At 42.5% G+C, this 23,700-nt stretch carries 18 protein-coding genes and 1 pseudogene; 13 read left to right on the forward strand and 6 right to left on the reverse strand.

Annotated features, from left to right (window positions below; translation table 11 throughout):
* Window positions 1–27: 27 nt before the first annotated feature.
* The 6 genes from LAJ61_RS10635 to LAJ61_RS10660 are packed head-to-tail and all read left to right on the forward strand — an operon-like array spanning window position 28 to window position 6,746.
* Window positions 28–3,210, forward strand: a complete 3,183-nt coding sequence (locus LAJ61_RS10635) for a hypothetical protein (RefSeq protein ID WP_224053900.1) — start codon at window positions 28–30, stop codon at window positions 3,208–3,210.
* Window positions 3,211–3,220: 10 nt separating this feature from the next.
* The gene (locus tag LAJ61_RS10640; protein WP_224053901.1) at window positions 3,221–4,111 is read left to right on the forward strand and encodes a hypothetical protein; all 891 of its coding nucleotides are present in this window, start codon (window positions 3,221–3,223) and stop codon (window positions 4,109–4,111) included.
* Complete coding sequence (locus LAJ61_RS10645) at window positions 4,111–4,449, forward strand: hypothetical protein (RefSeq protein WP_224053902.1); 339 nt, start codon at window positions 4,111–4,113, stop codon at window positions 4,447–4,449. The genes LAJ61_RS10640 and LAJ61_RS10645 overlap by 1 nt, the downstream gene beginning before the upstream one ends.
* Window positions 4,431–6,272 (forward strand): hypothetical protein, encoded by a 1,842-nt coding sequence (locus LAJ61_RS10650; RefSeq protein ID WP_224053903.1) that lies wholly within the window; start codon window positions 4,431–4,433, stop codon window positions 6,270–6,272. Before LAJ61_RS10645 ends, LAJ61_RS10650 begins: the two co-directional genes overlap by 19 nt.
* A 9-nt stretch (window positions 6,273–6,281) precedes the next feature.
* A complete protein-coding gene (locus LAJ61_RS10655) occupies window positions 6,282–6,518 on the forward strand; it encodes a Thoeris anti-defense Tad2 family protein (protein WP_224053904.1) in 237 nt (78 codons plus the stop codon).
* Window positions 6,519–6,746, forward strand: coding sequence for a hypothetical protein (locus LAJ61_RS10660; RefSeq protein WP_224053905.1), 228 nt, complete (start codon window positions 6,519–6,521; stop codon window positions 6,744–6,746).
* Between the two features lie 2 nt (window positions 6,747–6,748).
* Here the strand turns inward: LAJ61_RS10660 and LAJ61_RS10665 are convergent, their stop codons facing one another.
* Window positions 6,749–7,378, reverse strand: a complete 630-nt coding sequence (locus LAJ61_RS10665) for a hypothetical protein (protein WP_224053906.1) — start codon at window positions 7,376–7,378, stop codon at window positions 6,749–6,751.
* Between the two features lie 92 nt (window positions 7,379–7,470).
* Between LAJ61_RS10665 and LAJ61_RS10670 the strand changes: the two genes are divergently transcribed.
* Together LAJ61_RS10670 and LAJ61_RS10675 are read left to right on the forward strand one after the other, a co-directional pair.
* On the forward strand, window positions 7,471–7,695 hold the full coding sequence (locus LAJ61_RS10670) for a hypothetical protein (protein WP_224053907.1): 225 nt from the start codon (window positions 7,471–7,473) through the stop codon (window positions 7,693–7,695).
* A 77-nt stretch (window positions 7,696–7,772) separates the two neighbouring features.
* Window positions 7,773–11,663 (forward strand): tape measure protein, encoded by a 3,891-nt coding sequence (locus LAJ61_RS10675; RefSeq protein WP_224053908.1) that lies wholly within the window; start codon window positions 7,773–7,775, stop codon window positions 11,661–11,663.
* 109 nt (window positions 11,664–11,772) lie between these two features.
* On the opposite strand, the gene LAJ61_RS10680 is transcribed toward LAJ61_RS10675, so the two are convergent.
* From LAJ61_RS10680 to yajC, 4 genes are all read right to left on the reverse strand, one after another.
* Window positions 11,773–12,117, reverse strand: a complete 345-nt coding sequence (locus LAJ61_RS10680) for an AzlC family ABC transporter permease (protein WP_267460932.1) — start codon at window positions 12,115–12,117, stop codon at window positions 11,773–11,775.
* Window positions 12,118–12,189: 72 nt separating this feature from the next.
* Window positions 12,190–13,440, reverse strand: a complete 1,251-nt coding sequence (gene secF, locus LAJ61_RS10685) for a protein translocase subunit SecF (RefSeq protein WP_224053909.1) — start codon at window positions 13,438–13,440, stop codon at window positions 12,190–12,192.
* 10 nt (window positions 13,441–13,450) lie between these two features.
* Window positions 13,451–15,346, reverse strand: coding sequence for a protein translocase subunit SecD (gene secD / locus LAJ61_RS10690; RefSeq protein ID WP_224053910.1), 1,896 nt, complete (start codon window positions 15,344–15,346; stop codon window positions 13,451–13,453).
* A gap of 154 nt (window positions 15,347–15,500) precedes the next feature.
* Window positions 15,501–15,845, reverse strand: coding sequence for a preprotein translocase subunit YajC (yajC, locus tag LAJ61_RS10695; protein WP_135889934.1), 345 nt, complete (start codon window positions 15,843–15,845; stop codon window positions 15,501–15,503).
* A gap of 346 nt (window positions 15,846–16,191) precedes the next feature.
* Between yajC and LAJ61_RS10700 the strand changes: the two genes are divergently transcribed.
* Both LAJ61_RS10700 and LAJ61_RS10705 read left to right on the forward strand, forming a co-directional pair.
* Entirely contained in the window at window positions 16,192–16,701 is a 510-nt protein-coding gene (locus LAJ61_RS10700) for a hypothetical protein (RefSeq protein WP_224053912.1), read from the forward strand.
* A 227-nt stretch (window positions 16,702–16,928) separates the two neighbouring features.
* Window positions 16,929–19,982 carry a LysM peptidoglycan-binding domain-containing protein gene (locus LAJ61_RS10705; RefSeq protein ID WP_224053913.1) on the forward strand — a complete coding sequence of 1,018 codons (3,054 nt, stop codon included), beginning with the start codon at window positions 16,929–16,931 and terminating at the stop codon, window positions 19,980–19,982.
* Between the two features lie 165 nt (window positions 19,983–20,147).
* On the opposite strand, the gene LAJ61_RS10710 is transcribed toward LAJ61_RS10705, so the two are convergent.
* A complete protein-coding gene (locus tag LAJ61_RS10710) occupies window positions 20,148–20,420 on the reverse strand; it encodes an HU family DNA-binding protein (protein ID WP_007116691.1) in 273 nt (90 codons plus the stop codon).
* A 448-nt stretch (window positions 20,421–20,868) separates the two neighbouring features.
* Here LAJ61_RS10710 and LAJ61_RS10715 point away from each other — a divergent pair, with 448 nt between their 5' ends.
* From LAJ61_RS10715 to LAJ61_RS10725, 3 genes and pseudogenes are all read left to right on the forward strand, one after another.
* Entirely contained in the window at window positions 20,869–21,531 is a 663-nt protein-coding gene (locus LAJ61_RS10715; RefSeq protein ID WP_224053914.1) for a hypothetical protein, read from the forward strand.
* 245 nt (window positions 21,532–21,776) lie between these two features.
* Window positions 21,777–22,208 (forward strand): annotated as a pseudogene (locus tag LAJ61_RS10720) (Rrf2 family transcriptional regulator); the annotation flags it as partial.
* A gap of 179 nt (window positions 22,209–22,387) precedes the next feature.
* Entirely contained in the window at window positions 22,388–23,605 is a 1,218-nt protein-coding gene (locus tag LAJ61_RS10725; protein ID WP_160001867.1) for an IscS subfamily cysteine desulfurase, read from the forward strand.
* Window positions 23,606–23,700: the final 95 nt, after the last annotated feature.

Consider the following 23,700-nt stretch of genomic DNA (forward strand, 5'->3'; position numbering starts at 1 on the left):
CCTTTAAACAAGGATTAAAGACACACCATGGCAACAGCACTTAAAACAAAAGTAAATCAGCGAGATTTAAAAATCTATCCGTCTGAGCGTTTAACGCAGACCGACGATGGCGGCGGCATGCCATTAGGCACGCCATTGACCGGTGCGCTTAATGAGTTGTTTCAGCCCATCTCATCTATTGCTCGCGTTAATGGTGCGTTTTATGCCGTGCTTGAGTATCTAGGCGTATTACGTCCAGATGATGAGCCGTTAATCGGTGCGTTTGCTGCAATCACTAAGCCGCCTAGCGACCCGACTGTTAGCTATTTGATGTCAAAAGCAGGGCGTTTTGGTGAAAGCCGTGCTGAAGCATTGGCGCGAATTGAAAGCTTTAACACTGCGACTACTAAAAGCAGAATGACGCTGCTATCGACAAATTATGCCAACTCTCGTGTGATACAAGTGTATCAGCGCGATAGCGAAGCCTTGCCATTGGTGGGTGATGTGCTTTGCTTAAAACAAGATAAGGATGGCTATCCAAACGTGTATCAGTATGTGCAAATCTCGCGTATTGTCAAAGCAGAAAGCCGTACATTTACGGTAAACACAACTGATTTTACTCGTACTGTCATACAGCTTGAAATTACCAGTAAACTTAAAACCGACTTTATTGGTATTGCTTACCCAGTTGAAGGTTATGCCGATGCTGTCTGTAAAGTCTATGATACTGCCGTGAGTGACGCGGGTATGTATTATGGTATCAAGCCACTTGCCGAAGCGATTGCAAAAGATGCTGCGACAATTAAAGTCACCGGCATCATGGAAAAGATTATTCCTGTCAGCACGGTTGAGAAAGCCTTAGTTGATACGCTAGTCAGTAAAAAAACCGTTGATATTGATGTTGGATATAACGGCAACAGCACAATCAAACAGGTAAACTCTTACCGCCACAGCTACAAAGAGGACATCACAGTCGCAAACCGTGGTTACACTTACACCGCGCAACTGTTAAATCCGATCAAAGGCTCAGTTAAAGCAGAGTTTTTAGTGCAGGGCACATGGTACGCACTCAACGATGATGGGAATGGCAAATTAGTCGGTACAATTGCAACCTATGGCACAGGTACGATTGACTACGCAACAGGCAGCGTAACGGTGCAGTGTGGCGAATTACCCGATATTGGCAGCGCATTGATTATCAGCTATAGCAAAAATGCTTACATCAAACCAGCTGCGCCAAAATTTGATGCGTATTTGCCAGTCGAGCTAACCAAAAAAGGCTATGGACATACGATTACAGTAGGGTCTAAAACCGCAACCGTGAAAGGCGATAAAATTGTCGGTGATTTTGGCGGGGTGTATGACTACGATAATCAAATGCTAAAGATTGAGCCGACCATCGATAAGACAAATGTTGTTGTTAATAGTAAGTCGCTAGCAAATGCTGTGATAACAGCGACTAGCAGTCAAGCATCAAATGGTAATACGATAATCACAATGTCAGCGCCTATTGTAAAAGGCACGCTATCACTTGTTTTGAGATTTTATTGGCTTGATGATAGCTATAATCCATCGCAACAGAGGTTTGTTAACATCCCATGCCACGATGATGGCTTGGGCAACTTGATTGCTGATAATAAAATAATTGGCACAGTGGATTACGCTGCCGGCAAGGCAACTTTATCATCTGAGTATCAAAAGGTTATATCTACTACCCATGTTTATGACCAAATACAAGTCGGCACATCTAGGCAGTACGCCAGTAATGGGGCAGCAGTATATACGCCTATATATGAGTCGGTTTACGTTAGAGACGAAATTAATACTGTTAAATGTTATTTTTATGACTTGCAAAGCACTAGCTATTTGACAGCAGATGGCGCGACACAATCCGAAACGATTGCTGTACCAGCAAATTTAAAGATTGATGTTGAGAAAAATCTTGTTGCTGATGTCCTAAGCTTTGCTATCGCTGGCAAGCTTTATCAGGAGCAAAATCTTAATATCATGCGCGATGGCGCAGTGGTTGGTAGTCGAGTGGGCGATGTAGTCACCTTGACCGATTTTGATATGTCAAAACCCGTCTTGCAAACGTTGCTTGTTAAAAATCAAGGCATTGATGACCGCGTTAAGTATCTAAGTTTTGCAACACCGCGCTTAAAAAATCAAAGTTTAAAGCTAAATATTGATGGCAACTTAGTAAGCTCAGACCCTAACGGTAATCTAATGCTAGGCGGTCAAAATATCGGCTCAGTTGACGCAGGGCGCGGCATTGTCATGCTTAATCTCGTAGATTTTGCAGATAGTATCACATGGCAAGGCGTGGCAATTAGTTATCTGCCTGTTGACAGCAACATTGTCAAAATCGACACGGTACGGCTACCGCAAGATGGGCGCGTGCCGATTTTTAGACGCGGCGATAGTATCTTAATCCGCAATGCTCAGACGGATAATCTAGGCAGCGCGTTTACGGGCGGGCAAACGATTAATCTATCGCGTAATGATGTTGACCGTATCAGCTTACTTGACGCAGACAATAAGCCTGTTTTGGGTGAGTTATGGGATTATGACTTGGACGCAGGCACGATTACGTTTAAGACAAGCATTGATTTGTCATCGTACAAAATGCCGCTAAAAGCCATCCACGCGCAAGAGCAGCGTAACCGTGTTGTCGATTTAGATATTGATGGCACGTTGTCGCTACTGTTTGCCGCTAATCGCAATTACCCGACTGAGGATACTTATGTATCAAGTTTGCTCATCGGTGATGATTTAGCGGTGCGCGTGTCTGTGCCTTTTACACAAAGAAGTTGGAATAACGTATGGCAAGATACGCCAAACGGTGATCAGCTTTTAAACAAGCTAAAACTCACCGATTACCCGATGATTTTGACAGATGACGGGGCAATCACTGATAGATGGATGATTAAGTTTACGTCTAGTAGTCAGTTTGAGTTATATAGCGAGGCGTTGGGGTTTGTCGGTAAGTTTGATGTGTTAACTAACTTAGCGCCAATTAACCCAGCTACAGGCAAGCCATACTTTACCATCGACAAACGTGCTTTTGGTAATCAAGCGCCGTGGGCGGCGCAAGATGTTATCCGCTTTAATACGTGGGGGACATTGATGCCAGTGTGGGTGCTATGTGCCGTGCAGCCAAACCCCAATCCACCAACGGGTGCGGATGGTTTTGAGCAATATTTATTTGGTGATACTACTGAAATTGTATAAGGATTAACTTATGAACTTAATCACGCCCGAACGTGTACCTGTTTCAGTTTATCGCTGGGACGATGCCAACGCACCTGTGTTAGATAAAAAAGCTAACTGTGTAGCAAGTATATTTAAAGCGTGCCTTGTGACAGGCTACGGTAGTAAGCAGCCCGCTGGTTGGTCAATGCCGTACGAGGATATGACGACCAATGTAAAAGTGATAAAACCGCCCATATCCTCGGAAAAAGATTATTTGATGCGATTGTCTGCTGATAATGGGCGTGCAATAACAGTGCAAATGTACGCTAATATGTCAAATATCAACACAGGTACACTTTTATTACAACTCGCGTCCCCTTACCGATACAACGGCAGCAGCTATGCGACAGGCAAATGGGTAATGATTGCATCAAGCCGTGGTTTTTGGTTTTTTACGGAGGTCCAAGATTACCTGCGCGCATATCCCGCACAAAAACAAGGGTCTTACTTATACATCGGGGATACTTGTAGCAATGCTAATGGTATTAAAAACAGTGCGCTAACGCATACAGGCGGTAGTTCAAGTACCACGAGTAACTCAGATTTTCACCCTATGTTTTACAATCAGGATGACACTCAATACAACTTATTAGGCAAGGTATATGACTATACGCTAAATAAAGCCTCAACAACAACTAAAAAATCCATGTTTGAAGGCATGAAAAACCTGTCAACCAATATACATTTAAGTCAATTAACGCTATATGCAAATAGTGATTTTTATGCTTTACCCGCTTTTATGCCGAGTAATGCAAACACTGATAATTATGATATTGTCAACGCAGGATTAAGATTTATTAATCATGCAACGGGCATTAGTCAAAACAATGACAGCGCGTCATCTAATTGCTATATACCAATCGACCACTGGGAGATGTGATGATTTTTCGCGTTTTTAATGTTGCTAATAATGACATTGGCGGGGCGGGCTATATCGCTGGTGCTAATAATGGTATTGTCACAATAGCTGGGCAGCCTACAGCAAGACAAATTGTAGTGCTTGATGCAAAAACTTTAACATTGCAAACAATTACAAAATCATTTGCAAATGGTCATTATCTTATTGCGGGGCTTAATCCTGACAATACCTATTTAGTTATATGTCGAGATTACAATAGAGAGTATGAGCCGGCAGTTTGGGACTACGTGACCCCTGCAACTGATTTGACAATACAGCAGCAACAGGAGTTGTGGCAATCATGGCAGACATCAACGTAAAACCCAATGCGCTGCCATTATCACTAACCCAAAAAATCAGTGAGCGTGTAGCAAGTAATGTTTTGCCGCTAAAGCTTAATCGCAAACTTGGCACGCTTGACGCGGTTGTTACACCCACTGACCCGACAACGCCAAAACGCACGATGTCAGGCGTTAGTATCGCTATGCAGGGTAGTACAGCAGTGGCGGTGGATATCGCAAAGAGTAGCAACAATTTGCAGCTTGCTATCGCTATCGCAGAGACTGCCCGCGCTTATCGTCAGATGGGCATTACTGTGGCGGATGATTATTGGTCGCTATTAAAGCCGTTTATTAATTTGGGTAATGCGACTGCTACCGAGTACAGCGATGTTGTCAATCTAGCAATGCAATTTGATAACTACTGGTATCAATACGCTCTGATTGCTAATGCGACACGCGTCAATGTGTCGGACACGGTTGGACTGGCAACGGTATTAATCAATGATAGCGCAAACGTAGTAAGTTTTGATAAACCGCAATTTGAGCCGCAGCAACCTGCTATCGGTTTAGCGACAACTTTACAAAACAATGGGCATGGCGTATTTATTGATAAAAGCAATCAATCACGTACTCAAGCCGCCGTGCCTGTGCCGTGGCGGTATTATGCGATACCCGATGAGACGCCGCCACCGATTGTTAATACATGTCGTATCAGACCGCCGTCTAGCCGTTTACCGCTGTCCTTGACCCGCAAGCGCACTGGCTTACCATCGTCACAATTACCCTTGCCATTAACGTGCTGGCATGACCAAGCCCCTACGTTTGTCCCCGATTTACGGAGTTATATTGTGTTAAATACAGTCACCGCGACACTAGGCGGCATTGCGATTGACCCCATCGACTTTAACATCAAAACTGACCTTGACAGCTACTGTTGGCAAGGTGGCATCAAAATCAGCGATAGCCAATATCAAAAGATTAAGTCTAAGCTTGATGTGGCACGGGGCAATGAGCCGCTAGTGATTGTCACGGTCAACAGTGTGTCGTATAGCTTTATCGCAGAGGAGATTAGCCGTAACCGCGTGTTTGGTAATTACTCGTATAGCATTAGTGGACGCAGTATCACGGCACAACTGGGCAAAGATTACGCACACAGCCAATCCTCAAATCAAGGCGGTACGATTAATCAAGATTTGTACGCCAGTCAAATTATCAATATGCAATTGGCTGATTTGCCTTTTAGTATTGACAGATTTGAGATTAAAGACTGGCTGATACCTGCGGGCACGCTAAATACCAGCAACCAAACACCGATTAGTATTATTAGCCAAATTGCCCAGGCTTGTGGTGCTGAAGCGATTAGTGACCCACTAGAGCCTAAATTGTCTATTATCCCGCGCTGGAAAAAGCCCGCGTGGGAAATGGCTACTGCCACGGCTGATTTAGTCATACCCATGGGCGTTGTGCAATCAATCAGCGACCAAAAAAGGGTAAGCCCACGTTATAACACAGTAACTTTAATTGGGCGCACGCAAGGCTCTGAAGTGTATCGTGCCCGTGAAGGGCGTAACTTAATCGCACCCGTGGATAATAGCTATCTGAATGCTGATAGAGATGCGGTGATACCGCGTGGCATACAGATACTATCGGATAGCGGTACACACGGACTTTATACGCTCAAAATGCGCGTTGCTGATAAGTACAATATGCCGCTTGTGGAATTGGGGCAGATTTTACAGATTAGCGACCCCGAAGGCGCATGGAAAGGTATTGTAACAGGCGTATCGCTTGATGTTGGGCGCGATAATGACGCGATTACCGTGTGGCAGACAGTCAACATTGACCGTTATTTGGATAATTAAGGAGTGGCTATGTTATTTGAGCAAGTGTTACCTGCATTGAGAGATGGAAAAAAAGTCAGTTGTAAGTCATGGGGGGATGTTTTAATTTATTTTGTGGAAAAAGTCGAAATGGGTGGCGTAGGTCTTTGCTTTACAGATGCACTTTATACTGGGCTTATCGCTAATGTAGATGGGGTGGAATATTTTACTAAAATTGGCGGTGACGCGTTATTAGCGGATGATTGGTATATTTTAGATGAGGATTAAATGAATTTATTAACACAGTTTCAGCAAATTTTTAATCAAGAAGAACGCGCTTTTGCGACAATCACAGGCGTGCGTGACGATGGTAAACTTATCGCAACCATGCCAACGGGTGCAGTAGTGCTACTTACTGGCAATGTCGATATCGGTAAAAATGTGTTTTATGACCGCGTGACAAGTAAGGTGCTCGAAGAAGCACCCAATGTAACGTTCACAGAATATGGGGTTTGATATTAGTATTTTTCGTCTTTGACTATTTTAAAATCATCTGTATTTAAAAAAGGACACCAATGACAAGATTGGTTTATAGCCAGCGCTTGTAGTTGATTCTTCATAGTTGCAGGATGATCTTCTCTCAAGTCTCTTCGTGCATAATATAGTTTTCGACAAGGAATTAGCCATGTTGTTGTTTGTTTTTTCTCTTGGATGGGATTGGATGCTAAACTGATCACAATTGTCATCCTGTTTTGGTACTCGATATCCCTATCCATAATATTGCAATGTGCTTTATAGTCATTGCAGTCTGAAGCTTTCATAAAGCAATTTAAAGTATCCATTACTTTTGAATATTCTATGATAACTCTTTGATTATAAAAAAGACTAAAACCTTTCCAAGTCATTGCTAAGTCTAAAATTCCATAGAGTAACATGGCTTTATCCATTGTTACTTTAAAGGCACCTGCATAGACAATTTTTCCACCAATATTAATTTCAGCAAAATCATTTGCCTGCTGTAGCATATTCAAAACTAAGGGCATATTTTTTGACATTGATTTAGTAACAAAGACCATGAAATAATCTTTAAAGGACTTAGCAAGTGGATGAATGGTAACGTCAGCAGGTAAAATAGTAAGAATATTCATCAGATTCAAAAGATGCTTGAGATTATTTAATATATCATGGCATTTGGAAGTTTGATAGAATAAACTTTATTTTACTAAAGGAAGTCGAGTCTATGGCAAAGGCTATTGAACAATCACTAGAATGGTGTCCAAACTGCAATAAAAAAACTATTCACTTTAAAGAAGGGAAAAAGATAAACTGGCTTATGCATATTGCATTGATGTTTGTTGGAATTGGCTTTATCACACTACCACTTGCAATATTAGGTAAAGGTTTGACTACACCCATTGGCAATAGTGGCAAGAAAACATGTTCGCAATGTGGATTTGAGCATTAACCACTGAACTCTATCACCTAACCCCATTCGCCCAAATCAATCAAACTAACCCTATTTATCTAATAGGGTTTTTTATTATGGCAGGAAATAATTTTGATACATCAATCACGATACGCGCTGGCGTCGAAGGTATCAGCGACCTCAATCACCTTATGGACATCATCGAGCAAGCTGGCGGTGATGTTACACAACTACGAGAACAAACTCAGCGACTTGGCGATACTTGGCACACCCTCACACCTGACGAACAAACACGGCAAATCAATGAACTTGCCACCGCTACCCAAGGACTAGCACGTGATACCAATCGAGCCACCGACCAGATGGAACGATTTTTAGGCGTGCGAAGTAACAATACTATCAATGCTGAGATAAACCAAGTTAATACCGCATTGGGGACATTACGCAGCCGCCTCGAGGCGGGCACGATTAGCCAAGAAGAATTTAACCGCATGCAACAGGCAGGGCAAGCACGGCTTAATGCCTTGCAGGGTGAACTCAACCAAACTTCATCAAGCCTAAACCGTGTTGATGACAATGCTAAAAAAGCTAGTGTTGGAATGGAAGGCTTAGGTGGCGCATTTAACAAGTTTCGAGGCTTATTGGCAACACTTGGCGTATCTGTCGGTGCGATGGAGCTTATCCAACTAGCTGACCAATTCAAGACGCTCGAAGCAAAGGTAAAGCTTGCCACAGGTGAAGGGGCAAACTTTGTTACAGGTTTTGAAGGGGTCAAGCAAATTGCTGATCGCACATTTACCAGTGTCGAAGATACGGGGGAATTATTTTCTCGTATCGCCCGTGCTGGGGAAGCGATGAATCTAGCGCAAAAAGATACCTTGCAAATTACTGAAAGTATTAACCAAGCAATTAAGCTCAGTGGCGGCAGTGCTGAATCTAATCAAGCGGCTATCACCCAGTTAATTCAAGGCTTGCAGTCGGGTGTGGTGCGAGGTGAAGAATTTAATTCGATTATGGAGCAAGCACCACGTCTTGCCCAGGCAATGGCGGACGGGCTTGGCGTCACGCGTGGACAGCTGCGCCAGATGGCAGAAGATGGCAAGCTCACTAGCGAAACCGTCATTAAGGCTATTCAAAGTCAAAGCTCTGCTATTCAAGGCGAATTTGATAAATTGCCGCTTACCACAGGTAACGCACTGACACAGCTTAAAAATAATTTTATGTTGTTTGTAGGTGATATTGATAAGCAAATTAATGGTTCAAGTGGCATTGCCACAACCATACAAAATATTGCCAATGGGTTTAATGATATCGACCTAGCTACAATGGACGCAGTGAAAGAAGCGTTTAGCCAGCTTGGAGTATTGGCCAAAGAGCTATGGACAGGTCTTAGCAATTCTTTAGATACATTAGGTTCGCTTTGGAACGCCTTTGACGGCTCAACCGCAGCGGGTCAAAAAGTTGACGCACTGACTAAAATTGTCCAAGAACTATCTATTTTTATTGGGCATGTCACCGATGGCGTCAAAGCCATGCAAATTGCTTCAGATGTGGCAGCTGGTGGTATGATATTGGGTGTAGGTAAAATTCGCCAAGCGTATGAGGACTTAATGGGCAAATCCCATGAAGTAAGTAACTCGCTTATTAATAAAGGCGAAGAGATGCTTAACCGCGCTCAAAAAAATGCCGTAGAATTTCAATCAGCTGCTGTTAAAGCCGCCAATGAAGCTGCAAAGACCCAACAACAACGGCTTAACGAAGCTGCATTATCTGCTGAAAATGCCTATGCCAGAATGAAAGAGGCTGGTAAGGAATCAGCCGAGAAACAGCAAGAAGCCGCGATCGATGCCGCCAATGCCATAGTAGCTGCCAATAATGGCGTACTCGACGAAAAAGCCAAAGCGATTTTGGCAGAGCAAGGCTTACAAGGTGAAATTGATAAAACGGGTAAATTGCAAGTTAGCCAACTCGATACAACCAAAAAATCATTTTTAGAAACGGCCAATGAAGGTAAAAAAGCAGGTATCAGTTTTTGGGATAGCTTAACCGACGCCACTAAAAAAGCCAAAACCGAGCAGGATTTGGTTGATATCCGCGCTAGTTTAGAGGTCATGAAAAAAAGTGGCGAAATTACCACGGCGCAGCTTGATGCAGGTATGAAGTTGGTGGGTCAACGTCATAAAGAGCTTGATGTTGAACTGCAAAAAAATATTGAGTCCTTTGCGGATGTTGCCAAAGCTGCTATCGATAGTGGCGATAAACAAAAAATCGCAGAGATGGAAAAACAAGCCGCTGCCAAAGGTCTAAAAGTTATCTATGATGACCAAAAAAACATCATGATTAGCGCAGCTGATGCTGCCAAACAAACAGCGAGTGATATTAAAAAAGACTACGGTACACTTACTACAAGTCTAGGGCTTGATTTTGAAAAGGCTAGTATCAAAGTTAATGATTCATTTAGCAAAATGAATGATGGCGTTCTTAAAATTGCTGGTGATTTTAATAAATTCAAAGAAGTTGGAATTGACGCTAGCTTGTTGGTAGAGCAAGGCATCACTAAAATGATAGCTTCTGCCAAAAACAAGGCAGATTTTGACTTACTTAACACAACTATCAAACAAATGGGTGATGAAGGCAAACTCTCAGGCGACCAAGTTAAGCAAGCCCTAGACGACAGTAAAAAGAAAGCCACCGAATTACAAATTGGCTTATCCGATGTTGAAAAAGCCTACAAGTCTATGGGCATAGCAAGCCAAGCCGAACTTACCAAAAAAGCCGCCGATTATAAGCAGGCTTATGACCAAATCGCCAAAGATGCCACCGCCAGCGAAGCCATCAAACAACAAGCCTATGGAAAATACGCCCAAGCCGCAATTGATGCCAACAACGGCGTTTTAACATCGGAAGTCAAAACCCAAGCCGCCGCACGTGGCTATGCTGAAGTGATAGTAGAGAATGGCAAAATTTCTACTAAAACCGCTGAAGAAATTGCCCAAGCCAACAAAAAATCTGAAGAGTCACATAAAAAAGTCACACAATCGACCAAAGAGCAAGGCGACGCCGCCAAAGAAACAGGCGAAAAAGCCCAACAAGCCCAAGAAAAAGTTGCTAATAGTGGTGCTGGTGTTGCTGGTATGTTGGCAAGGGCTTATGACAAACTAACCTCCACAATCAATAGTGGACTTCAAAGTGTTGGGGTTACCGGTGAGCAGGTGCACAAAATATTCCTTGAGCGAATGAAAGCGGTTAATAGCATGGGCGCGTTTGTCATTGGCGATATTACAGGGTTTAGCACATTATTTAGTAACCTATCGCTACTACAAAAACAGACCGAAGAGAATTTAAAAGCCTTTAATGATATTAAAACCAGTACCATTGCAATGACACAATCACTTGGCGATGCAGCAGTGACTACTAATGATTTAGGTAAGGCGCAACTATTGTTGCATCGTGCAACAGGGGCTACTTACGAAGGCATTGCTAAAATTGATAATGCCACTCTTGATAACTTAAAACGCCAAATTGATAGCACAAAACAAAAATTTGATGACTTATCTAAGTCTGCTAAAGATACCGCTGATGGCTTACAAACACAGCTTGCTAGGCTTAAAGGTGACGATACAACCGCACGGCAACTTGAGCAAACCAAGAAACTCGCTGAACTTCAAGAAAGGGTTAATGAAGCTAGAAAACGTGGTAACACTGAAGAAATCGCGCAATTGCAACGCGCCTTTGATTTACAAAAACAAATCAATGATGAGGAAAATCGTCAAGCCAGTGTTAAACTACAACAGGAGCAACAAGCTAAACAAGCCAATGCTCAGAAACAAGCTCAAGCGAATAGCTCATATAATCAGCCCGTCCAGTCAACATCTAGCAATACACAGTCAGTTAATGCTAAAGACGTTGCCAACTCATTTGCAGATTTGATTGAACAAGCCAAGAAAGAAGGAGCAAATTTACTTGCACAGCAATTGATGGAGGAGGCTAAACGTTTGGCTCGATAATCAAAAATAAACCCCATTTAAAGGATATTTAAACGGGGTTTTTATGTCTTTATTTCTTGCATTTAATACTGCATAATTATGCACAATTAATCACAAATCGCTATTTTTTCTATGCACAATTAAATGCAAATTTATGCACAAAAAAACGCGACCTTACAGTTGGTAATTGTTTTAACAAAGGAATGGCATAAAAAGCGTGGCGCAAATTTATCGCTAAGGTATTGCTGGCGAGGGTTGAGATTCCAACCCCGCCCGCTAACAGCGCAATAGAAGCATATTGCGCCGCACCCGCGTACAACACCACACTAGATAAAATCGCCGCCCATATAGGCAGTTTTGCTGCCACAAACAACACGCCAAAGGCAATCCCTGCGGGGATATAGCCCATTGCCACAGGAAAGCTTACTTTAAACGCCTGTTGCCATAACCCATTTTTCATTAATCCATTTTTCATTATTGCTATTCTTGTTTAAATTCTAGCCATAAAAATACCCTAGCAAGTAGGGTATTTTGCCGCTCAAATCATTTATTGATTATCTAATGCTTTGTTATCATACATAGGCGCATTGCGGTCTTCAAAAACCACTTCGTCCTCAACAAATTCTGGTTTGACTTCGACAATAAAGTCTTTGCGCGACATACCGAGCCACAGGGGAATCGCACTGGCGATATACACCGATGAGAAAGTACCTAAAATCAAGCCAATGAGCAATGCTACAGAGAACCAATGTAAGCTGTCGCCGCCAAGCAGCAGCATCGCGACCACCACCAGCAGCACAGTTGAAATGGTCATAATGGTACGACGTAGCGTTTCAGTGAGCGATAAATTGACAATTTGCGCTGGGCTAGCACCACGGACACGGCGGAAATTCTCACGGATACGGTCAAAGACCACGATGGTATCGTTAATCGAATAACCAATCAATGATAACACCGCGGCAAGCACGGTTAAATCAAACGGCCATCCGAAAAGTGCGAAAATACCCACGGTGATAATAGTATCATGAAATAACGCCAACACCGCGCCTAAGGCTAATTTGGCTTGAAAACGCACCATCACATAAATAAACATACACAGTAATGCCAGTGCCGTTGCTCCCAATGAGCTGACATAAATCTCATTACCTACTTGACTGCCAACTACGTCAATATTCTTGATGGTGGCATTGTTGTTGGGTAAATCTAACGCCGCATCCAGAGAGTTTGATAACCCTTCGATTTGTTTTTGCGGCGGCAGGCGTACCAGAATTTCTTTGTTACTGCCCAAATATTGCACCACACTGTCATTGATTTTATGGCTCGCTAAGGCTGACTGAACTTGGGCTTGTTGTACCGGTTGCTCATATACAACCGTGGCTGACACACCGCCTGTAAAGTCTAAGCCTAGATTTAAACCTTTGGTTAAAATAGCGACCAAACCAAGAATTGTTAAGATGGCGGATAATATGGCAAAAGGTTTAGCTACTTTCAAAAAATCAATGATACGCCGACCGGCAAAGAGTTTTTCACCGCCAAAATCCTCTGCTGAAAATTCAGACGTGGCAGCGTTAGCCACCGCTAACCCAGCGCTTTGGGGTATCGTATCGGTGGGAGTAGCAGGCTGCTTGACCAAATTTTTATTCACCCCTTTACCATTACGGCGCGGCGTTTTGCGGTGCTGTGTATTTGATGCTATTTCATCACTACGACGTACGCCGAGCTCTGAGAGTTTTTGCTCGGGGTTGGTGGGTTCTGAGCCCTCTAAACCCTCTACATCCTCTAACTTGTCATCATTCATTGTTCGCTCCTTAACCAATACTTAGGCGTTTGACATTTTTGCGGTAGCCATAAGCTAACTGTACCAGTGCACGCGTGACGGTCACTGAGGTGAAGATAGAGCTGGCAATACCAATGGCTAAGGTAACAGCAAAACCTTTAATCGGACCTGTACCAATCGCAAATAAAATAAATGCGACAATCAAGGTAGTCAGCTGTGCATCAAAAATACTGGTAAATGCACGGTTAAAACCCGCCACAATCGCAGATTTGGGTCTGGCGCCGTTGGCAAGCTCTTCGCGGATGCGTTCAAATATCAGTACGTTGGCATCCACCGCCATCCCAATGGTTAACACAATACCTGCGATACCCGGCAAGGTTAGCGCAGAACCAATCACTGACATGATGGCTAAAATCATCATTAGGTTAAAAATCAACGCGATATTGGCAATCAAACCAAATAAACGATAAAAGATAATCATAAATAAGAACACGAGTAAATAGCCAACTTGAGTAGAGAACATACCTTTTTGGATGTTATCTTGTCCCAATGATGGACCAATAGTACGTTCTTCAACAAAATACATGGGCGCCGCTAGCGCACCTGCACGGAGTAACAAAGCCAGCTCTGAGGCTTCTGCATTACTATCTAAGCCCGTGATTTGGAAAGTCGAGCCAAAAACGCCTTGAATGGTCGCTTGATTGATAATGTGGCTTTCTGCGTAAGGTGTCCTTACTTCTTTATTTTGACCCGTCACTGGGTCTGGCTGGAAGGTGACACGCTGCTTATTTTCAATAAACAGCACAGCCATTTGTTTGCCCACTGATTTTGCTGTGGTATTTTGCATCAAACGACCACCTGCGTTATCCAGCGTAATATTGACTTGGGGGCGACCGTTTTGATCCATCCCTGCTTGGGCGTCTTGTACATTTCGACCGGTGACCACAGCTTGACGTTCCAATAAGGTTTTTTGTGGGCTATCGACTTGACCAAATGAGTAGGCTTCAGTGCCTGCAGGCAATACCCCAGATGGATTGGCTTGAAAGGTATTGTTTTGGTCAGAGACCATACGAAATTCGAGATTGGCGGTACGACCAATGACCCGTTTGGCTTCTGCGGTATCTTGTACTCCGGGTAATTCCACCACAATACGGTTGGCACCTTGTGATTGCACCACGGCTTCAGCCACGCCTAGCTCATTAATACGGTTTCGTAAAGTCGTCAAGTTTTGGGTGACCGCATCTTGAGAGATTTGTGAAATCGTCGACTGGGTTAAGGTCATGTTAATCGCTGGACCCCCCGCATTGATGAGCGGTTGTAACTCGTAATTTGTCCCAAAGCGACTACGTAATACATTAATGGCTTGATCACGCGCGGCATTATCGACAAAGTTTAAAGTCAGATTATTTTGCCCTGCTTGTAAATTTGTCACGGCAATTTTTTGGTTGCGTAGCTCTGTACGGATATCTCGGGTTAGGTTTTCCAAACGCTGAGAGACGGTTTTGCTCATATCGACTTCTAGTACAAACCGTACGCCACCACGCAAGTCCAACCCTAATTTAATAGGCTTACCACCAATATTACGTAGCCATGCTGGCGTGCTTTGCGCCAAGTTCAGTGCCACAACGTAATTGTCGCCAAGCTTTTCTTTTAGCACTTGTTGTGCTTTAAGCTGCGTTTCAGTCGACTCATCAGCAATTTTTAACAAGGCTGATTTACCATCAAAACTGTTGTTTTTGGTTGGGATATTGGCGGCATTTAGGATGGTTTCCGCTTGTTTTAGCACATCATTGGTTAATGTGGTACTCGCGGAAGCCCCCGTGATTTGAACGGCGGGCTTGTCTGGGTAAAGGTTTGGTAGGGCATACAGGGTGCTCAGTAACAGCACAATGCCGATTAAAAAGTATTTCCAAGCAGGGTAGTGCATAATCTTGACTTCTTAAACTTGATTTTTTTAGGTAACTAGTTTTTCTACTAGGGCTATTAACCGCGATCAACAAGGCAGTACAATATCATAATAGCCAGTTGGCAACTTAACAGAATGCTAGGTCGCCAACCTGACAGGTGAGCTGCATCAGCAATTATTTAAGACTATCAATGGTACCCACAGGCAATACCGAAATGATTGAGGCACGTTGCACCATCACCTCTTGGGTAGGGTTTAATGCCACAACCGCATATTCACCTTGAAGCTTTTTGATTTTTCCCATCAAGCCACCGGCAAATACCACTTCATTGCCTTCCTTAATAGCATCAATCATTTGACGATGCTCTTTGTTACGACGGCTTTGTGGTCGGATAATAATGAAGTAAAAAATAGCAAAAAAAGCCAATGGCAATAGCATTTGCATGATGGTGGAAGCACCCGTTCCAGTAGGCGCTGCCGCCGCACCTTCCGCATGGGCAGATTGGATAAATGCTAAAATAGTGGTAAGTAGCATAGTTGAAATACCCTTAAATTGAGATTTATTCATAAAATGGTGATAAAAACAACCTGTAATGATAACCGATTTGGCCAAATTAATAAATGATTAACCCTTGTTTGCTGAAATAATTCAGCGCTGTAAAAACGATGAGTGATTTGGCAATCTAGCGATTTTGGATAGTTTTGGATAAAAAGTTCAAAAATTTTTATCGGGATTATTCACTATTTTATGCTTGATTATTAACAATGAAGTAACAATAAAGTTAATGGTTATGCTATGCTTAGTTGTAACAAATTATTTCTTTTAGGGTCAAACAATTGGGTATTACCAATTGAAGGAAAATCTCATGACTATCACGTTAAATTTTCAACCGATTGATAAAATCCGAAAGCAGGTAAAATCAAAATTATGGTTAAGTGTAGTCATCGCGACTTCGTTAACCGTCCCAACGCTGGCAAATGCTGAAATCACTCAGCGTGATATCGACAATTACGGTACTGCAATGGCGGCTGCAGCAAATGCCAAAAGTATTTCGCGCGTTGCAAGCCTAGTGGCAGATGATGCGTTGATATCTGTGTCGCGTAAAGGAAAAACCACCACCTTAAATAAGAGCAATTATCTAAACCTGCTGCAAAACAACTGGTCAAAAGCAACGCGATATAGCTATGATATACAATTAAACAATGTGGTATTTAGCGGTAACCATGCCAAAGCAGATGCGATAACCACAGAAGTCATCGTCGAAAATAACGTGACGACACGTTTAGTAACAACTTCACGTATTACCTTAGTTGAAAGCGGTAACTCGGTGTTATTGTCTAGGGCGATTAGCCAGCTTGTGATTGAAAAGCATTAATTTAGTGGTATTAAAAGTGGTGTTAAACAGGGTGGTGCAAAAGTTTTGTGCCACTTTTTTTATGGATTCTAGTATAATTTCAGCCAATATTTAATTTCACTGGCTTGAAATCACAGCCGTTTTTTTATTTATAATGTCAAATTTTAGCTTATATTCTTTCATAGTTTTACGCTATGAGATGGATATATGTCCTACATCTAAATTGCAAAAAAGAGCTAGGAATTATCATGTTGCTTTCGATAAGCCATTCATCAAAAAAAACTATCAAACCGTTAAGTTTAGCTATTTCCTCTATTATTTTGGCAGCCTGTAGCAGTGCGCCAACCAGCACCACCAGTCCAGCGGGTAAACCCATGATTGGATCATCCAGTCACAGCAAAAGCACGGTGCGTAGCGCGCAAGAAAATGCAGCACTACTGGATATGGATAGTTTGGATGAACTAGAAGGGCTGCTTGAAGCCACCGACATGACCATGGTAGAGAATAACGCTTTATTGGTTCAGCGCTATGGTAATCTGTGGGATAGGCTGCGCGTCAATTTTCGTATGAACTCCAACGTGTACGATCCGCGTATTGAAGCGCAGAAAAGTTGGTTTATTAGCCGCCAAGACTATCTAAACCGATTAACAGCGCGTGCTAGCCGCTATTTATACTACACAGTGCGCGAAGCTGAACGTCGCAACATTCCAACGGAACTGGCATTATTGCCTGTTATTGAAAGCTCTTATGACCCCAATGCCAACAGTAACGCATCTGCTGCAGGGTTATGGCAGTTTATTCCAAGTACAGGTCGTATTTATGGGTTGAATCAAACCAGCACCTTTGATGGTCGCCGTGATGTGATTGAGTCAACCCGTGCCGCTTACGACTTTTTGACCGCCTTGTATAACCAATTTGGTAGTTGGGAGTTGGCATTGGCATCCTACAATGCCGGTCCAGGTCGTATCCAATCTGCGATTAATTATAATGCAGCACGTGGGCTACCCACGGATTATTGGTCGCTTAAACTACCCACTGAAACGATGAACTATGTCCCTCGATTTTTGGCAGTGGCGCAAATTGTCAAAAATCCGAGTACCTACAATGTGTATTTACCCGCAATTGCAAACCGTCAGCATTTTAGAAGTGTCCCTGCCAATGTTGGGGTGAGCTTGTATGAAATTAGCAGTTTGACAGGCGTAAGCTACGATGAACTACGCGCCCTAAATCCTGCGTTGATTGCAGGTACGGTAGATATGTCGGGCCCAAGTCGTATTTTGATTCCCAATGATCTCAATGAATCAGTTGACCGTAAAATCACCCAATTACGGGGTAATGGTTATATGAGTCAACAAGGTTATTTGGCAAACAATAGCTATGTCACGCCTAAAACTGTTACACCGACTTATAACACACCGACCACAAACTCTGGCAACCAAACCCGAACTACCACCACAAGTCAGGGTGATTCACTCAGTGCCGCCAAACAAGCCTATAGCAAAAAAGAAACAGTTAACTTGCCATCCTCTAGCAGCGATTTGGCGGCAATGGCAACTAGTATGGTTAAAAACCAAACCACGACTTATATCGCCCCCATTCCTAGTACACCAAGTATCCAAAGCCGCAATACGGTAATCAAAGAACCACCGATTACCGCCACTGAGCAAAAAATAGTGACCGCTGAAATGCAGTCTACCAATACATTACCAACCACTTCAGCCGTTGTTACTGCCAACAACACCGTGGTGCAAGAGCCACCTTTATCCAATCAAGAGCGTAACTTGATTGCTAAAGAAATTGAAAAAACCGCACCACAAGTAGAGCAAGCCATTAACCCTACCGATGGTAATATCAAGCTCAATGCCATTCAGACCCAGCAATCTGTGCTAGAAGCCAAAGGCGAAACCAAAAAACTCAGTTACGAAGAGCCGCCAGTGGTGTTGCCAAAAGATGCCAAAATTACCCAAGCGTCGAGCTTAAATGGCAAAGCACCAAACACGGCGCAAGCAGCCACGAGCAAATCCAATACCGCCAGTGAAAGCAAAGCTGTCACGGTTAGCAAGCCTGTTGCCAAAAAACGTCCGAGCGGCACACGTAGCACCTATCAAGTCAAAGCTGGCGACACCTTGGCAAATATCGCCAGTCGCATGGGTGTGAATTGGCGAGATATCGCTGAATGGAACCAAATTGACCCAAATGCTGCCTTGCTAGCAGGTTCAACACTTTACTTATACAACGCCAAGCCTATCGAAACCAAAGTAGCAGAAGCGCCAAAACGTAAAGCCAATAGCTATATCGTGCAAGCGGGGGACACCTTGACAGGCATCGCCGACAAGTTTGATCTAAATGTCAGTGAGTTAGCAAAATTTAATAATTTACCAGCCACTTATCAAGTGCGTACCAACCAAAACTTGTGGTTAATTCCAGACAAAATGCCCAAGCCACCAGTAGTACCGCCCGCAGCGCAAAAGCCTGCCCCTACTAGAGCTGAAGTGCAACCGGTATCAAGTCGTTATACGGTTCAGACGGGTGATACCTTATCGGGTATCGCTGATCGATTATCCGTATCGCCCAAAGACATTGCCGATGTCAACGGTTTTAACACCAATTATCGTGTGCAAAAAGGACAAGCCATCATCGTGCCTGTCACAGTTGAAAAGGTCAAATATGCGCTAGCTGGCAAATCGATTAACTACACGGTACGCCCAGGTGATAGCTTAGGTAGCGTCGCCAATAACTTTGATTTAACGGTAGCAGCTTTAGCCAAAGCCAATTATCTAAAACCGACGGCAAATTTAATTCAAGGGCAAAAACTGGTTATTCCTCAAGCGGGATTGGGTACGGTGGCTAGTGTAACGGCAACCCGCGAACCTACTGTCAAACGCGACTCTGCAAAACTAGAGAGCAAAAAAGAAACAAAAAAAGAGACCAAAGCAGCCAAAGACGCCCAATCAGAGGATGATAACAAGCCAGCGGCAAAGCCAGTAAGTAAATATAGTCGTAGTGATGCGCAGGGCTACCAAGTAAAATCTGGTGATAGCCTGACAAACTTGAGTGCAAAATATGGCGTTTCTAAAAGTGAGCTTGCCGCTTTAAATAACTTAAAAGGTAATGAGTCGTTATTAATTGGTCAAAATATCAAAATTCCAAAAACCACAACAACCTATAAAGTCAAAGCAGGCGAAGGCTTAATTTCTTTGGCAGGACGTTTTGGCGTCAGCCCTAAAGAGCTGGCTAGTCTAAATAACTTGTCACCAACAGCGTCGCTAAAAGTGGGTCAAACCATTACAGTGCCAAAATAGGTGGACTATAGCTTATAAAATAAAAAAACCACTATGTAAAAATGGTGGTTTTTTACTTGAGTTTTTACCCGGTTTTTGTGTTTGGTTTTCATAGCCATTAAGGCAATAAAAAAGCGTATTTAGTTAAAAATACGCTTTTTTAGCTATAAAGAAATATAAGTTTAATTAGTTAACCATATCTTTTAAACTTTTACCTGCTTTAAAGCTTGGCACTTTGCTTGCTGGGATTTGGATTTCTTCTTTAGTCTGTGGGTTACGACCTGTACGTGCTTGGCGTTCTTTTACGCTAAACGTACCAAAGCCAACCAGTGACACGGTATCATTAGCTTTCATCGCTTCGCCAATCGTTGCGATAAAGGCATTTAATGCTTCAGTTGATTGGGCTTTAGAAAGACCGCTTTTTTTAGCAATGCTATCAACTAATTCTGACTTATTCATAAGAATATCCTTCAAATTTTTAGGGATGAAAATAAACGTTATATATACAAAGCATACACTTGACAAGTAATTAGGCTCAAAGCCTTAACTATCAAGTGCTGCATAAGTAATTATGATTCGATTATAAGTAAACTCAAGCGGCTTCACAAGCAGTTTAATCATAATTTCTGTGCAGTTAAGCATTGATTAACGTGTTTTTGCAAAATATAGCGGTTGGCACACCAAACGATAACATTTTATTTCAACAAAAACCGCTAAAAATTGATATATACAGCTATAGTGAGTAAAAGTGGCTAAAAATCAATCTCGCAATGATTTTTTGACTAATACTCAGCGACTGACAGTGTTTTATACCGGACTTACAATAATTAATGTTATTAACGCCCTTTTAAAGCTACACTATCGACAAATTACAAAACCCATATTTGATTAATTTTGTGGAAATTTAATGAACGATAATTTTCAAACTTCGACCAATGCCCCAAGCAATATAGCCACGACAGCGCTCAATGTGGTATTAGTGATTATTGAAACCTTGCTGACCCTGTTGCTACGTTTTGACGCAGATCTTCGTAAGGTTGTCTATCCTTTAGCCACTACCAATACTGTCGTTCGTATTCACGCTTATATCCCAAACGTCAATTTTTATGTGACTTTTACCGTTAACGGCATTTTGTTAGACAGTCAATTACAGCCTTCTCAGCAGGTCGATGTGACCATCAATGGCTTTACTTGGCAAATCGCCCAGAATTTATTTACCAACCATCCCAAAGCCATCGAGCAGCTACAAATCCGCGGCGAAGCACAAAAGACGGCAGAGGTGAAGGCTTTCTTACATCAAATTGGTATCAATCAGCTATTACAAGTCATCACAAAGACAGTCAAAGGCGATAAAGACAAGCAAAAAGTCAAAAAACCTATCAAAACCGATGCTGACTATAAACAACAAGTCGAGGCACTCAATAGCCAAGTTAACGCCGCAAATCTACAAAAAACAGCGCTTGAAGCACAAATTTTAGAATTAAACAGTAAAAATAAATGGATGAAACGCGCGGCAATCGCATTTTTTGTATTATTCATCATTTGTGCGATTGGTTGGGCGGTAAAATAACACCCATTCCCCCCCCTATATGGCTTTGATAAAAAATTGCTTTGATAAAAAAATTGCTTTGATAAAAAATCGCTTATCATTGAGTAAATAAATCTGAGAAATAAATAAATCCGAGTGTTTTAGTAAGAATTAATCTTGACTAAAAGACTCGGATTTTCATATAATAGCCATACCAACCATAAAACGTGTTTTCACAGCTTACTGTGTTTGAACAGATTTAAATTTTTAACTTAAGTGGGGCTACTATGCGATTGACAACCCGAGGACGCTATGCAGTGACGGCGCTGCTAGATTTGGCATTGCAAGAGCAAAAACATGAATTGGCTGTGTCATTGTCTGATATCGCAAAACGTCAAGAGATTTCTATTTCTTATCTTGAGCAGTTGTTTTCAAAGCTGCGTAAAAAAGGGTTGGTCGTGAGCACTCGCGGTGCGTCAGGCGGTTATCATATTGCCAAGCCCATCAATGAAATCTCGATTATGACCATTATTTCAGCAGTTGATGAGTCGGTGGATGCTAGAGCTTGCGAAGGTAAGGGCAACTGCCAAGATGGCGCCATGTGTTTAACCCATGATTTGTGGAATGGATTGTCTGAGCAAATTGAAAACTATTTGTCCACCGTGACATTAGATACGCTTATTAATCGTCAAATTATCCGTGAAATTTCTGAGCGTCAAATTTTGATGGTTGAAGATATGCAGCATAAAAATCAGTCTGCGGTAAACCCGATGACAGAGGCACCCGTATCGCAACGAGCAAAGCATAGCACCACTAAAGTTAGTAATATTAGTAATAATCATTCATTAGCTGATAACAGCAAAACCTTAAAACAGAATTCTGGGGAGAATTTGTTAGCATGAATAAATTAGTCTATTTAGATTATGCCGCGACTACACCAATTGATGAGCAAGTCGCCCAAAAGATGATGAAATACATGACCTTTGATGGCGTGTTTGGTAATCCTGCCTCGCGTTCGCATGGGTTTGGTTGGCAAGCTGAGGAAGCGGTTGAAACTGCCCGTGAGCAAATTGCAGAATTAATCAATGCCGATCCACGTGAAATTGTGTTTACTTCAGGCGCTACTGAGTCAAACAATTTGGCGATTAAAGGAGCGGCGCAATTTTATAGTGGTAAAGGCAAACACATCATTACCAGTAAAATTGAACACAAAGCCGTGCTAGACGTCTGCCGTGAATTAGAGACAGAAGGTTTTGAAATTACCTATCTAGACCCACAGCCAAAGACAGGTCTGATCACGGTTGACCAAGTCAAAGAGGCTATTCGTGAAGATACTATTTTAGTGACCCTAATGATGGTTAACAACGAACTTGGCACCCTAACAGATGTCGCGGCGATTGGTGAAATCACCCGTGAAAAAGGTATTATTTTTCATGTTGATGCGGCGCAAGCAGCCGGTAAAACCCCGATTGATTTAGAGCAATTAAAAGTTGATTTGATGAGTTTTTCTGCCCATAAAATTTATGGTCCTAAAGGTATTGGTGCTTTATATGTTCGCCGTAAACCACGTGTACGTCTAAAATCACAAATGCAAGGTGGTGGTCATGAGCGTGGTATGCGTTCAGGTACTTTGGCAACGCATCAGATCGTGGGAATGGGTGAAGCCTTTGCCATTGCGGGAAAACGTATGGCAGAAGATGAAGCCAGACTGACAAAACTGCGTCAACGCCTGTGGGATGGCTTAAAAGAGCTTGATGAAATTTATCTTAATGGTGACATGAATCACAGTATTCCAAATATCGTCAACATCAGCTTTAACTTTGTAGAAGGCGAATCGTTGATGATGTCATTGAAAGATTTTGCCGTGTCGTCGGGTTCTGCTTGTACGTCAGCGACGCTTGAGCCTTCCTACGTATTACGCGCGCTTGGATTGTCAGATGAGCTTGCTCACAGTTCAATTCGTTTTAGTTTGGGTCGCTATACGACCGAAGAAGATGTTGACCATGTGATTGCTGAGGTGCGAACTGCGGTTGAAAAATTACGCGCTTTATCACCGCTTTGGGACATGTATAAAGAAGGCGTTGATTTAAATAGTGTGGAATGGAACGAACATTAATTTGTATTAAAAATTAATTTCCATTAAAAATTTATTCAATTTAATAATTAAAGATTAGTCAGTTACGTTTGACGTAACCAGCCAAAAGGAAAATG

Source organism: Faucicola osloensis, from assembly GCF_020041925.1.
Lineage (GTDB): Bacteria > Pseudomonadota > Gammaproteobacteria > Pseudomonadales > Moraxellaceae > Faucicola > Faucicola osloensis_D.